Source organism: Acetohalobium arabaticum DSM 5501, assembly GCF_000144695.1.
GTDB lineage: Bacteria > Bacillota > Halanaerobiia > Halobacteroidales > Acetohalobiaceae > Acetohalobium > Acetohalobium arabaticum.
Genome location: NC_014378.1, coordinates 756,821 through 769,610 on the forward strand (window position 1 = coordinate 756,821; position 12,790 = coordinate 769,610).

Genomic DNA, 12,790 nt, shown 5'->3' on the forward strand with positions numbered 1-12,790 from the left:
GTAATAATCCCTGTTAATCACTAATAATATCAGTTGACCTTTTACTGATTTTATCATATAATAGTCACTGCTGTTTGAAAGTGGTGTTCCCCGATAGCTCAGCTGGTAGAGCGAGTGGCTGTTAACCACTTTGTCGCAGGTTCAAGTCCTGCTCGGGGAGCCATTTTAATTACGGGCCCATAGCTCAGTTGGTCAGAGCCATCGGCTCATAACCGATTAGTCGTAGGTTCAAATCCTACTGGGCCCACCATTAAAGTAAATAAGCAGATTAACTCCATCTATAAGAAAGATGGAGTTTTTTTATATTTATATTTGCAGGAACTTTTCGCTAATATCTTGAATATAATGATGTATGAAGAAACTATAATTAATCTATAAGGAGAGAATTGATGAAGCTATCACCTAGATTAAAAGAAATTACTGAGTTGATATCAAGTCCTTATAGTGTAGCAGATATCGGTACTGATCATGCTTATCTACCTATCTATCTAGCAGAAAATTTTGATTGTGAAAAGTTGATTGCTAGTGATGTAAAGCAAGCTCCGTACCAGACGGCTGTAGAGAATGTACAGCAGGCTGAATTAGAAGATATGATTGATGTTAGATTAGGCTGTGGGCTGAAAATTTTGGAGCCTAATGAAGTAAAGGCTGCTGTAATAGCAGGGGTAGGGTCCGATACTATTATTGATATTATAGCTGATAATAAACAGATTACTGATTCAATAACAGAGTTTGTTCTCCAGCCTATGAACCATGCAGCCAGACTACGGAACTGGTTGATGAATAACGGTTTTCAGATTATTGATGAAGGACTAGCCCAGGAAGGGACTAGGTTTTATGAAATTATTCTTATTCAGTCAGGTTCGGAACAGATAAGTGATCCATTTCTGTTGGAAATAGGTCCTAGATTGCTAGAAAAGAATCCTCAGTGTTATCAGGAATTCTTGGTATCTAAAGAGAAAAAATGGCAGACAATTCTTAATCAGCTGCCTGATAATTCTTCTTCCGGTTTAACTGCTAAAAAGAAGCAACTAAAGTACAGATTAGATAAAATTCAGGAGGTAATGGAATGTCTTTAAGCATTCAACAGATAATTCAGTTGATGGAAGAGATAGCTTCCGAAGAATTAGCCCTAGAGTGGGATAATGTTGGGTTACAGATTGGTTCTTACAGCCAGCAGGTTGATAAGGTATTAGTAACTTTGGATGTGATCCCAGCGATAATGGAGGAAGCAGTAGAGAAGAATGTAGACTTAATTATTTCTCATCATCCTGTAATCTTCAATTCATTATCTCAGGTTAGATTTGATACGGAGATCGGGGATTTGGTGCAGACAGCTGCTAAAAATGAAATCAGTATCTATACAGCCCATACTAATTATGATATAGCTCAGGGTGGTTTAAATGATCAACTGGCAGCTAAATTAGGCTTGACTGACTTACAGGTATTAAAGACTACCTGTGAAGATGAACTGAAGAAGTTAGTTGTCTTTATTCCGCAGAAGAATTTAGAGGAAGTAAGAAAGGCTATTATCAGCCAAGGAGCAGGCTGGATCGGCAATTATCGGGATTGTACTTTTTCTGTTGAAGGAACCGGTACCTTCAAGCCTTTAGCTGGAACTGATCCGCATATAGGCCAAAAGGATCAGTTAGAGAAGGTAGATGAAGTAAGGCTAGAAACCATTCTACCAGCAAGCAAACTTGAGCAGGTGCTTGATAAGTTAGAAACTGTTCACCCTTATGAAGAGGTTGCTTATGATCTATATTCAGTAGAAGCTACTGGTGAGCAGTTGGGATTGGGGAGAATAGGTAACTTAAAAACAAGTTGTGAATTTAATCAATTTGTAGCCCAGGCTAAAGATGTCTTAGAACTTGATCGAGTGAGGGTTGTAAAACCGGAGAATAGTGAAGTTAAGCGGGTTGCTGTCTGCAGCGGCAGTGGAGCTGATCTAATTAGACCGGCGGTATTTAAAGGTGCTGATCTATTAGTTACAGGAGATATTAAGTATCATGATGCTGAACTGGCTGCTAAGATGGGGCTGGGAATTATAGATGCTGGACATTATGGAACAGAAGTAATTATGGAGGAATGTCTTGTTGAAAGCTTAGTAACTGAGATTAAACAGGCAGGATTAGAAGAAATTGAAATTATTACTACTGATAGAAATAAAGGTTTCATAGCAATAGTGTAGGTAGGTCAACAGTCATTTAACTGTTCGACCTACCTTTTTATATGGCTTATTAAATTTTGTTTAGAAAGGGGTAAGAGCATGGCTAAACTACAGGAGTTATATAGATTACAACAGCTAGATAGAAAAATAAGTAGAATTGAGGAGGAATTAGACAGTCGGGATTTATTGGCTGAACAGGAGGAAGTTAAAATAGAGATAGCTGAATTAAAAGATAAATTAGCTGCAAATAAAGAGAAAGAAAAAGAATTGAATAAAAAACTTAAGAATAAAGAGTTTGATGATAGCCGGCTGGAAACACAGTTAAATGAGTACCAGGAGCAGCTGTATGATGGTGAAAATAATGTTAAAGAATTAGAACAGTTACAGAAGAAGATAAATGAAATTAAAAAACAGCAGTCCCAATTGGAGGATGAAATTCTGGATTTAATGATAGAATTGGAAGAAGTTGAAGCTAATCAGGCGGAAATAAAACAGGATTTAGAAGATTATCAATTGAAATTGAATAAGCTACAGAAGAGTTATAAAGAGGAACAGTCAGAGTTGAGTATCGAATTAGAAGAAGTAAAGCAGAAGAAAGAATCTTTGAGTGAGGCTATTGGGGATGATTTAATGGCAGAGTATCAGAAGTTAAAAGAAAAAAAGCATGGTCTGGCAGTAGTTGAACTACAAGACGGCTATTGTATGGGCTGTAGAGTTGGTTTACCTGCTAAATTAATTGAAGATGTTCGCAGAGGAAATCAGATATTTAAGTGTGAACGCTGTGGTAGAATTCTTTACTGGACTGACAATGAATAAGAAAGGCGGTTTGATATAATGGAATTGAATATATATACCGATGGAGCATCACGCGGCAATCCGGGGCCGGGCGGAATTGGAGTCTTAATTAAGGATGGTTCGAATAATATAAAAGAAGAATTAGCAGATTATATCGGTGAAGCTACAAATAACGAAGCAGAGTATCAGGCTATTATTGCTGGCCTAAAGAAGGCTAGGGAGCTTAACTCAGAAAGTATTAGTCTCTTTAGTGATAGTCAACTAGTAATTAAACAGCTAACAGGAGAATATCGCGTGCGGAGTGAAAAGTTAAAGCCTTATTATTTAGAGATTAAGGAATTACTTCAGGATTTACCAGACTGTGATTTTCAACATATTCCTCGAGAAGAGAATCATAAAGCAGATGAATTGGCTAATTTAGGAATTGATCAGTTTCAGCAAAGTAGAGTGGATTCAATTGGTGATGTAGAACAGTTAGTTGCTGAGTTAGATGAAGAAACTGCAGAGTTTGAAACATCTGCAGATATAGAATCAGTAATTGATTCTATTTGTGATAAATTAAACCAGGATGAAGGTGATTCAGAAGAGTGTTTGAAATCAGGCATAATTTACGGATTGTTATTGGCTGATAAGATAAATAAATAGAAATTTTCCTTGACAATTACAGATTAAGGTGCTATCATTATTACCGCACTCAAAAAAATTTAATATTTTAGGCAAGTAGACTGGATGGTCGCAGATAGAGTTTGCTCTATCTGAGGAAAGTCCGGGCTCTATAGAGCAGGATGCTGAATAACATTCAGCCGGAGTAATCCGCGGGCCAGTGCAACAGAGAGGAGACCGCCTGTCTTTGGCAGGTAAGGGTGAAAGGGTGCGGTAAGGGCGCACCGGGTATCTGGTGACAGATACTGCAGGGTAAACCCCATCCAGAGCAAGACTAAATAGGAGAAGGTTAAGGGCTGCTCGTCCAGCTTCTCGGGTTAGTCGCTTAAGGCAGTAAGTAATTACTGTCCTAGATAGATGAGCATCTTAAAAGACAGAACCCGGCTTACAAGTCTGCTTGCCGATATTTAGTAAAAGGCTTACCCTTTATTATAGGGTAGGCCTTTTAATTTTACATTTAAATGATTATATAATATAATAATATATTAGGAATAAGATTATAATGAAGGTGGCTTATTATGCTGGAAGAATACTTTATAAATCAGAATGAAGAATGGCTAGGAGCAATGGAGATAGTTGAAATTGAATTTCCAATACCTAGTATAATTAAAGAATTAGAAGATTTATTTCTAAAGCTTAATATTGTACCAGTAATTGCTGGTGGAGTAGTTTCGGATAGTTATTTACAGGCTAGCGGTCTAATAACTGAAAATAAGTCATCGGATATAGATATATTTCTTGATTTGAAAGTTAATGAGAATAGAATTAGACAGGAGTTAATGGCTAACCAAGAAGTTAGTGATTTAACAGAGATACAGCAGGAAGGAATTAAGGCTAATTACTCCACAGAAATAATTGATAAGAAAGCATCTTTTAGATATAAGGAACATAAGTGTGATTTGTTATTCTGTATTAATAACCGGACTAAAATCTGGGATTTTGATTTAACTTTTAGACAGTTTATGTATCTTAATGGTAAATTATATGCTACTCAGTTAGCAGTTAATGATAGTCAGCAGGAGATCTTGCGGGTTGTAAATCCTGTTAATGGATTAAATACTCTACAGCGGATAATTGAATTTCAGCAGAGGTATGGTTTCAGTGTAGAAAAGAGAAGTCTTAATCTTTTATTAGACTATATTGCCTGGCGGGGAACTAAGAAAGGACTCATAACTAAAGAATTTAACAATTATGTTCCCCAATACTTCTTTACAGGTAATCTGCGGTGGTATTATTTTCGGTGGTTGAGCCAGAAGAAGGCCCACGGGAGAGGATTATTTACGTATTTGCTTAGAACAGAGAGGTATTATAATGACTACTTTACTGATTTGGTGGGTACATATAATATTGAATATGATTCTAATCTTAATTATAGGCGGTTTGTAAATAAAGTTAAAGATATAGAGTTTAAAATAGAGACTGAGATTGAAGATAAAGAAGCAATAATTAATAATAGCGGTGATAAAGTTTCGTCGGTAGCTATTGACTGGCAGAACTGCAGAAGGGTTAAGACTATTTTAGAAGCATTAACCCAGCTGGAGTTTGAAGAATTTATTTCTGGTTATCTGGATGATGATAAGGTTAGAAAGATTTATAAATGGCATTCACCTAAGCTGGGTAAAATGATAGAGGGACTGGAGGACTTTATTAGTCAGCTTGATCTTGAGTATTATCAAAATTATACTCTTAAGCTCTGTAACCAGTTATTGGAGCTTTTTAATACTCGCGGGCCAAGTAATTTAGAATTTAAATTGACTATCTCCCAGCAGGCAGAAGATCTATTATCAGTTTCTACTGATCGGAACTGGACTAGCTGTTTAGAATTACCTGAACCTGATCAGCAGCGGATTAGTGCTGCTAGAGTAGCAGCAAATCTACAGCCTAATACTGTAGTGGCTTATATTACTGATAGTAATAGTGATCAATGGCTAGGAAGAGTTTTGATCCAATTATTGCAGAATGGTAAACTGCGGCTAGAGAAGTATTATGGGGAACCGATGTTAAAAGAGATATTGATTAATGAACTGGAGGAGGTTATTGAGCAGACTGGCTATCAGCTTAATAAACTTAATGTAAGCCGAAGCTGTACTTTTATTGAATGGGAGCCATATTCTGATCAGGGACGAGTTAAGAAAATAGATACGGATATTTATCGTAAGTATTATATAGATTATTCTCTGCCATCATTTGTTCGGAATAAACTGAATAAAATAGAAGTGGAGTGTGAAGATAATGGAAAGGCTGGCTTATTTAGGCCCCAGAGGAACCTTTACTAATGAAGCAGCAGAAAAGTTTATAAAAGATAGAGAGATAGAGTTAGTACCATACTGTGAAATCCGGACTTTAGTAGAAGCTGTAGATAATCAGCAGGAAGAGGCCGGTTTAGTTCCGATTGAAAATTCACTGGAAGGTTCAGTAAATATAATTTTAGATCTTTTAGCCCATCAGGTTGACTTAAAGATTCAGGCAGAGATCTTAGTGCCGATTAATCATAATTTAATCGGTCATCCTGGAGCTGATATAGATTCAATAGAGAAGGTTCTATCCCATAGGCAGGCTTTAGCCCAGTGTAGGAATAGTTTAAAAGATTTATTAGGTGATTTTGATACAGTAAATGCTGATAGTACTGCTCAGGCAGTAAATATCATTCAACAGAAGGATAGTACCTGGGGAGCTATAGGTTCTAGATTAGTAGCGAAACTCCACGGCCTTGATATTTTAGCCGCTAATATTCAGGATAATCAATTAAATCGGACTAGATTTGTAGTTTTAAGCAAGCATGATGGCAGGTGGGTTGAAGATTCCAAAACTTCTCTTGTCTGTTCTCCGGTTAAGAATAGACCAGGGATTTTATATGAGATTTTAAAGCTTTTTGCTCTGCGGAATATTAATCTAACTAAGATAGAGTCGCGGCCGGCTCGCAAAAAGTTAGGTGAATATATATTTTTTATTGATTTTGAAGGTGATAGAAGAGACAGAAAGGTGAAGGAAACTTTAGCAGAGTTAGATAGAAAGACTTCAATGTTGAAGGTTTTAGGTTCTTATCCTCAATTTAAAGAAGAATAAATTACTTATTTTTGGAGGGATGATTATGGCTGGACATTCTAAATGGGCTAATATAAAACATCAAAAAAAGAAAGAAGATCGAAGAAGGGCTAAATTATTTTCAAAATTAAGCAAACGGATTGCTGTAGAAGCTCGTGAAGGCGGTGGTGATCCAGAGAAGAATCCTGATTTAAGAATGGCTATTCAGAAGGCTAAAGATAATAATATGCCTAAAGATAATATTCAGCGGGCTATTGATCGTGGAACTGGTAATTTAGATGGAGTTGAATATGAACGTATTATTTATGAAGGATATGGACCAGCAGGAGTAGCCTTATATTTAGATTTAATGAGTGATAATCGAAATCGAACTGCTTCTGAATTAAGGCACTTATTATCTCAGCATGGTGGTAATTTAGGCGAAAAAGGCTGTGTAGCCTGGATGTTTAAGCGCAAAGGCCAGTTGATTATCGATAGAACAGAAGTAGAAGTTGATGAAGATGAAGTGCTGATGTCTGCTCTGGAAGCTGGAGCTGAAGATATTTCTATTGAAGAACAGATGATTGAAATTATAATTGAACCTAGTGGATTAGAGGATGCCCGGAAGAGTATGGAAGAAGATGGCTATGAATTTTCTTCTGGAGATGTTGTTATGATTCCAGAGAATACAGTTGATGTCGATAATAAGAAAGAAGCACAGAAGGTACTGGATTTAATGGATGAATTAGAAGACCATGATGATGTTCAGGAAGTGTACTCTAATTTTAATATTCCTGATGAGATCATGACAGAATTAGAAAAGGAAGAATAATTTTGTTCACTTTATCGGGTATATTATCATCTTAATTCACAAATACTATCATAAAGTAAACTTATATTTGTCATTAAATAGTGATTATATCTGAAGGGTGATAATATGCTCGATAAAAAGAAGATTATTCTGATTTCATTAGTAATTATTCTTTTGGCTTCAGTTATTACTTATTTTGGACTGGATTTGCGCAATAATGAAAGTACTCCTCAAAAAGAAGATAGAATTAAATCTGAGGCAGAAGAAGATATAACACAATCTCAGCAGAAATTTTCTCAGCTAATTAAAGAAAAGAGGGAAGAGTTTGAGACTAAATTGGAATTGACAGAAGAAAGATTACTGACTGGTCCTAATCCTTCTTTAATCTTTAAGACCTATTATACCCGCTGTGGAGATATTGTTGTTGATCACAAGAAAGCAAAGAATGAATTCGAAATAAATAATTTAGTAGCTAAATATCCTCAATGGACCTTGGCCAAGAAGGGAAAAGAAAGGATTATTTTAAAAAGACGAGTAGATAAGGTCTGTCCTGAACATAAAGAAGAGATGTATTTAGGAATTAAAGATGGAACTGTGGCCATATTTTATGGAAATCCGGATGATGAACAAGAGATTTTAAAACGCAAGACTAATATTTCAGTTGATCTTCTACCGGCAGAAGAAATAGAGAGTCTTAAAGAAGGAATTATAGTTGAATCACAAAAAGAATTACTGGCATTATTGGAAGGACTATCTAGTATTCAGGATGAACAGCTTAAATAAAGTTGTTTACAGCCGTTCACACGGCTGTTTCTTATCTTTAAGAAAGGGAAAAGAACTTTAGTATAGAAATAAGTGTAGGTAGTCAGTAATGGAGGGGAGAAGATGATAGCACATCTTACAGGGGAGTTAGTCCTAAAAGAGGAAGCACGGATTGTCATTGATGTTCAAGGAGTAGGTTATGAAGTGATGATTCCTACTTCAGTGCAGAATCGTCTGCCGAATATAGGAGAGGATATTAAAGTATATACCCATACCTATGTGCGGGAAGATAGATTTGTCTTATATGGTTTTTTACAGCTGAGCGAACTGGAACTATTCGGAAAACTATTAAAGGTTTCTAAAGTTGGACCTAAAGTAGCAGTCAGTATTCTATCCACTTTAAATGCTAGAGAATTCAAACTGGCAGTGGCTAAGGAGGATATTGAGGTTTTAAAAGAGGTTAAGGGTATCGGCAAAAAGACAGCCCAGAGATTAATTCTGGAGATGAAGGGTAAGATTGATTTAGATCGGATAATGGAAGAAGAGGAAAGCAGTCAATCAGTTGATGGTATAGAGCGAGAAGAAGCAGTAGAAGGCTTGATGAATTTAGGTTATAATATTCAAGAGGCTCGTGAGGCAGTAACTGAGGCCTGTAAAGGTGTAGATGAAGCTGCTGGAGTGGAAGAAGTTATTAAATTGGCTTTACAGAAATTTGGTCAAAATGATTAGTTTTAGATCTATTTTAGGAGGAACTGGCTATGGAGGATAGAATTGTATCGCCTGATGAGAATACATCAGATAAAGAACTGGATTCAAGTCTACGGCCTAAAAGTCTGAATGAATATATAGGACAGGAAAAGGTAAAGAATAATTTAGAGATATTCATTGAAGCAGCAAAAGGTAGAGGAGAAGCGCTGGACCATGTCTTATTATACGGGCCGCCAGGGCTAGGTAAGACAACATTAGCTAATATAATTGCCGAGGAAATGGGAGTCAATATCAAGATTACTTCTGGACCGGCAATTGAACGGCCGGGAGATTTGGCTGCTATTTTAACTAATTTAAATCCTAATGATGTCTTGTTTATAGATGAAATCCATCGGCTTAATCGAATGGTAGAAGAGGTTCTTTATCCTGCTATGGAGGATTTTGCTCTGGATATTATTATCGGCGATGGACCTAGCGCCCGGTCTGTCCGGTTGGATCTGGCTCAGTTTACTTTAGTAGGAGCGACTACTAAAGCAGGCCAACTTACTTCTCCTCTGCGGGATAGATTCGGAGTAATCAGCAGACTGAAGCTATATAGTACAGAAGAATTACAGCAGATAGTCTACCGTTCAGCCCGGGTATTGAATGTGAAGATAGATGATGCTGGTGCTCTGGAACTGGCTAAACGCTCGCGAGGGACGCCAAGGATTGCTAACCGGCTATTGAAGCGAGTCAGGGATTATGCTCAAGTTAGGGCTGATGGGGTGATTACTGAAGAGGTAGCTAAGGCAGGACTGGAGATGTTAGAAGTAGATGAGTTAGGTTTGGATGATATAGACCGCAAAATGCTGCAAACATTGATCAATAAATTCGGCGGCGGTCCTGTTGGATTGAATACTCTATCTGCTGCTGTTGGTGAAGAAGAAGCAACTATTGAGGATGTTTATGAGCCTTACCTGTTACAGATTGGTTATCTCCAGCGGACTCCCCGTGGCAGAGTAGCTACTAAGTTAGCATATGAACATTTAGACTTAGATTATAAGGAGGAGTAATGATGGGGGCTCAGTTTTCCGGGCTAGGGAAGAGTTTAATTATTATTGGTTTGTTGTTAGTAGCTGTGGGAGCCATTTTTACTCTTGATTTAAACTTACCCTTGGGAAGACTGCCGGGCGATATCAGAATTGAACGGGAGAACTTTAGTTTCTATTTGCCGATTACTACTTCGATTATTTTAAGTATAGTTCTATCGCTACTGCTTAAATTCTTTAGATAAGATTGTTAGCTGATTCAGTTTAAATTATAGTTGGCTGATATTGATATATTGTTGCAGTTTAGAGTTGATATCTTGCAAACGCTCCAGAAATCAGTCCTAGTCACCCATAAATTGTGCAAAATTATCTGAGGGAAAGCGTTAAAACCCAAACCAATGAAATTTCTGTTCTGTAATACCGCAAATAGTCAACATTTCTCTGAAGCGACTCTTAAAACTGATTCGGAACCATGGACGGTGGAGAATCAGTTTTTGAGAACGAATGAGGCAGGACGCCGAATGAGTGGCAAGCGTAAGAGATTTGTTGACTATAATCTGCAATATCTTGAAAGTGACACATAATATCAATTATGTCAAATTTTATTTCAAGCTGACACTCGGGCAAATAAAATCAAATATCAGCATTAATGGAGGAATGGATAATGAAAGTATCAGACTTTGACTATGATTTACCAGAAGAGTTAATTGCTCAACAGCCGGCTGAACCAAGAGATGAGTCTCAGTTGATGGTTTTGGATCGAAAGACTGGTGAAATAAAAGAAAGAATTTTTAAGAAGATTATTGATCTTATAGAACCAGGAGATACTCTAGTCTTAAATAATACCGAAGTAATTCCAGCCCGATTATATGGTAAGAAAGAAAAGACTGGAGGCAAGGTTGAGTTTCTATTATTAACAGAAACTGAATTGGATACCTGGGAGGTTTTAGTTAGACCGGGTAGAAAGGTTAAAATCGGCACTAGAGTAGTATTTGGAGATAATGACTTAATAGCAGAAGTTAAAGATAGAACTGATTTCGGCGGCAGAGTAGTTGAATTTGAGTATAAGGGCGTCTTTGCTGAAGTGTTGGATAAATTAGGAGAGATGCCGCTGCCGCCCTATATCACCAAAGAATTAGAAGAAAGAAATCAATATCAGACAGTTTATGCCCAGAAGAAAGGAGCAGCAGCTGCTCCTACAGCCGGTCTTCATTTTACTGAAGAGGTTCTGGAACAGTTAGAAGAGAAAGGAGTAAATATTGCTGCTATTACACTTCATGTAGGCTTAGGTACCTTTCGGCCTGTTAGAGCTGATGAGGTAGAAGAACATGATATGCATGCGGAGTATTATGAAGTTACTGATAAGGCAGCAGACACTATCAATCAGACTAAAGAGTCTGGCGGACGAATTATTGCTGTAGGGACTACAGTAACAAGAACTCTAGAGACTGTCGGTAATAAAGAAGGCTATGTTGAAGCAGATAAAGGATGGACAGATATCTTTATCTATCCTGGTTATGAGTTTAAGGTGATTGATGGATTATTGACTAATTTTCATCTGCCAGAATCGACGCTGATTATGATGGTTACTGCCTTTGCAGGCTATGATAAAGTAATGGCAGCTTATCAAGAGGCAATAGATAAAGAATATCGCTTTTACAGCTTTGGAGATGCAATGTTAATTATTTAAAAGAAGTATAAAGGAGGATACAGATGACCTTTGAATATACATTACAGAAGGAATCAACTGATACTAAAGCCCGCTGTGGAGAGTTTACTACACCCCACGGCAAGATAGAGACACCGGTCTTTATGCCGGTGGGTACTAAGGCTACTGTTAAGACTATGAGTCCGGAGGAGTTAGAAGAGATTGATACGCAGATTATTTTAGGGAATACCTATCATCTCTACCTGCGGCCGGGCCATGATTTAATAGAAGAAGCTGGCGGTCTACATGAATTTATGAACTGGAATGGGCCGATTCTTACTGACAGCGGCGGATTTCAGGTCTTTAGCTTAGCCGATAGAAGGGAGATTAGTGAAGAAGGAGTGGAGTTTCAGTCCCATCTCGATGGTTCCAAGGAGTTTATCAGTCCCGAAAAATCTATTGAGATTCAGATGGGTCTGGGAGCAGATATTATTATGGCCTTCGATGAATGTCCGGCCCATTCCGCCGAGAAAGAGTATATCAAAGAATCATTAGAGCTGACTACCCGCTGGGCTAAAAGATGCCAACAGGCCCATACTAGAGATGACCAAGCTTTATTTGGTATTATACAGGGCGGTATGCATCGTGATTTAAGGGAGCAGAGTGCTGAAGAGATTACAGCTCTGGACTTTCCAGGCTATGCTATTGGTGGACTCAGTGTAGGTGAGTCAAAAGAATTAATGCATGAAGTACTGGATTATGCACCAGATCTTCTTCCAGCAGATAAGCCGCGCTACTTAATGGGAGTTGGAACTCCTCAGGATCTCTTTGAGGGAGTAATGCGCGGAATCGATATGTTTGACTGTGTCTTTCCTACCCGTATTGCTCGAAATGGTGCTGTATTTACTAGTCAGGGGCGGATTACTATTCGTAATGCAACTTATAAGCGGCAATTTACTTCTCTAGATCCTGAATGTGACTGTTATGTCTGTCAGAATTATACTAGAGCTTATATTCGGCATCTAATCAAAAGAAATGAGATTTTGGGATTGAGGTTAACTACTTATCATAATCTTTACTTTTTGAATGATTTGATGGCTAAAATGAGACAGGCTATCTTTGCAGAGGAATTATTTGAATTTAGAGAAAATTTTTATCGGAAGTATGGTTTAGAATTATAG

At 37.5% G+C, this 12,790-nt stretch carries 13 protein-coding genes, 2 tRNA genes and 1 other RNA gene; all 16 read left to right on the plus strand.

Going from position 1 to position 12,790, the window contains the following annotated elements; all coding sequences use genetic code 11:
• Positions 1–87 precede the first annotated feature (87 nt).
• The 16 genes from acear_RS03680 (at position 88) to tgt (ending at position 12,790) form a co-directional block, all read left to right on the plus strand.
• Positions 88–163, plus strand: a tRNA-Asn gene (locus tag acear_RS03680).
• 10 nt (positions 164–173) lie between these two features.
• A tRNA-Ile gene (locus acear_RS03685) sits at positions 174–250 on the plus strand.
• A 139-nt stretch (positions 251–389) separates the two neighbouring features.
• Positions 390–1,079: a tRNA (adenine(22)-N(1))-methyltransferase gene (locus tag acear_RS03690; protein WP_013277680.1), complete on the plus strand. Its 690-nt coding sequence runs from the start codon at positions 390–392 to the stop codon at positions 1,077–1,079.
• Positions 1,070–2,191 (plus strand): Nif3-like dinuclear metal center hexameric protein, encoded by a 1,122-nt coding sequence (locus acear_RS03695; RefSeq protein WP_013277681.1) that lies wholly within the window; start codon positions 1,070–1,072, stop codon positions 2,189–2,191. Before acear_RS03690 ends, acear_RS03695 begins: the two co-directional genes overlap by 10 nt.
• Positions 2,192–2,269: 78 nt before the next feature.
• Positions 2,270–2,986, plus strand: a complete 717-nt coding sequence (locus tag acear_RS03700; RefSeq protein ID WP_013277682.1) for a zinc ribbon domain-containing protein — start codon at positions 2,270–2,272, stop codon at positions 2,984–2,986.
• A gap of 18 nt (positions 2,987–3,004) precedes the next feature.
• Positions 3,005–3,610 carry a ribonuclease HI family protein gene (locus tag acear_RS12075; RefSeq protein ID WP_013277683.1) on the plus strand — a complete coding sequence of 202 codons (606 nt, stop codon included), beginning with the start codon at positions 3,005–3,007 and terminating at the stop codon, positions 3,608–3,610.
• 72 nt (positions 3,611–3,682) lie between these two features.
• Positions 3,683–4,032, plus strand: an RNA gene (gene rnpB / locus acear_RS12245) — RNase P RNA component class A.
• A 114-nt stretch (positions 4,033–4,146) separates the two neighbouring features.
• Entirely contained in the window at positions 4,147–5,904 is a 1,758-nt protein-coding gene (locus tag acear_RS03710; RefSeq protein ID WP_013277684.1) for a hypothetical protein, read from the plus strand.
• On the plus strand, positions 5,861–6,694 hold the full coding sequence (gene pheA / locus acear_RS03715) for a prephenate dehydratase (protein WP_013277685.1): 834 nt from the start codon (positions 5,861–5,863) through the stop codon (positions 6,692–6,694). Before acear_RS03710 ends, pheA begins: the two co-directional genes overlap by 44 nt.
• 25 nt (positions 6,695–6,719) lie before the next feature.
• On the plus strand, positions 6,720–7,484 hold the full coding sequence (locus acear_RS03720; protein ID WP_013277686.1) for a YebC/PmpR family DNA-binding transcriptional regulator: 765 nt from the start codon (positions 6,720–6,722) through the stop codon (positions 7,482–7,484).
• Between the two features lie 105 nt (positions 7,485–7,589).
• Positions 7,590–8,246 carry a BofC C-terminal domain-containing protein gene (locus acear_RS12080; protein WP_013277687.1) on the plus strand — a complete coding sequence of 219 codons (657 nt, stop codon included), beginning with the start codon at positions 7,590–7,592 and terminating at the stop codon, positions 8,244–8,246.
• 102 nt (positions 8,247–8,348) lie between these two features.
• Positions 8,349–8,954, plus strand: a complete 606-nt coding sequence (gene ruvA, locus acear_RS03730; RefSeq protein WP_013277688.1) for a Holliday junction branch migration protein RuvA — start codon at positions 8,349–8,351, stop codon at positions 8,952–8,954.
• 29 nt (positions 8,955–8,983) lie between these two features.
• Entirely contained in the window at positions 8,984–9,985 is a 1,002-nt protein-coding gene (gene ruvB / locus acear_RS03735) for a Holliday junction branch migration DNA helicase RuvB (protein WP_013277689.1), read from the plus strand.
• A gap of 2 nt (positions 9,986–9,987) precedes the next feature.
• Complete coding sequence (locus tag acear_RS03740) at positions 9,988–10,206, plus strand: DUF2905 domain-containing protein (RefSeq protein WP_013277690.1); 219 nt, start codon at positions 9,988–9,990, stop codon at positions 10,204–10,206.
• Between the two features lie 419 nt (positions 10,207–10,625).
• Positions 10,626–11,651: a tRNA preQ1(34) S-adenosylmethionine ribosyltransferase-isomerase QueA gene (gene queA, locus acear_RS03745; protein ID WP_013277691.1), complete on the plus strand. Its 1,026-nt coding sequence runs from the start codon at positions 10,626–10,628 to the stop codon at positions 11,649–11,651.
• A gap of 23 nt (positions 11,652–11,674) precedes the next feature.
• Positions 11,675–12,790 (plus strand): tRNA guanosine(34) transglycosylase Tgt, encoded by a 1,116-nt coding sequence (gene tgt / locus acear_RS03750; RefSeq protein WP_013277692.1) that lies wholly within the window; start codon positions 11,675–11,677, stop codon positions 12,788–12,790.

Excerpts from the sequence above, each read along its gene's own strand:
- acear_RS03690 (WP_013277680.1), top strand. The coding sequence starts at position 390 with ATGAAGCTATCACCTAGATTAAAAGAAATTACTGAGTTGATATCAAGT.
- acear_RS03695 (WP_013277681.1), top strand. The coding sequence starts at position 1,070 with ATGTCTTTAAGCATTCAACAGATAATTCAGTTGATGGAAGAGATAGCT.
- acear_RS03700 (WP_013277682.1), top strand. The coding sequence starts at position 2,270 with ATGGCTAAACTACAGGAGTTATATAGATTACAACAGCTAGATAGAAAA.
- acear_RS12075 (WP_013277683.1), top strand. The coding sequence starts at position 3,005 with ATGGAATTGAATATATATACCGATGGAGCATCACGCGGCAATCCGGGG.
- acear_RS03710 (WP_013277684.1), top strand. The coding sequence starts at position 4,147 with ATGCTGGAAGAATACTTTATAAATCAGAATGAAGAATGGCTAGGAGCA.
- pheA (WP_013277685.1), top strand. The coding sequence starts at position 5,861 with ATGGAAAGGCTGGCTTATTTAGGCCCCAGAGGAACCTTTACTAATGAA.
- acear_RS03720 (WP_013277686.1), top strand. The coding sequence starts at position 6,720 with ATGGCTGGACATTCTAAATGGGCTAATATAAAACATCAAAAAAAGAAA.
- acear_RS12080 (WP_013277687.1), top strand. The coding sequence starts at position 7,590 with ATGCTCGATAAAAAGAAGATTATTCTGATTTCATTAGTAATTATTCTT.
- ruvA (WP_013277688.1), top strand. The coding sequence starts at position 8,349 with ATGATAGCACATCTTACAGGGGAGTTAGTCCTAAAAGAGGAAGCACGG.
- ruvB (WP_013277689.1), top strand. The coding sequence starts at position 8,984 with ATGGAGGATAGAATTGTATCGCCTGATGAGAATACATCAGATAAAGAA.
- acear_RS03740 (WP_013277690.1), top strand. The coding sequence starts at position 9,988 with ATGGGGGCTCAGTTTTCCGGGCTAGGGAAGAGTTTAATTATTATTGGT.
- queA (WP_013277691.1), top strand. The coding sequence starts at position 10,626 with ATGAAAGTATCAGACTTTGACTATGATTTACCAGAAGAGTTAATTGCT.
- tgt (WP_013277692.1), top strand. The coding sequence starts at position 11,675 with ATGACCTTTGAATATACATTACAGAAGGAATCAACTGATACTAAAGCC.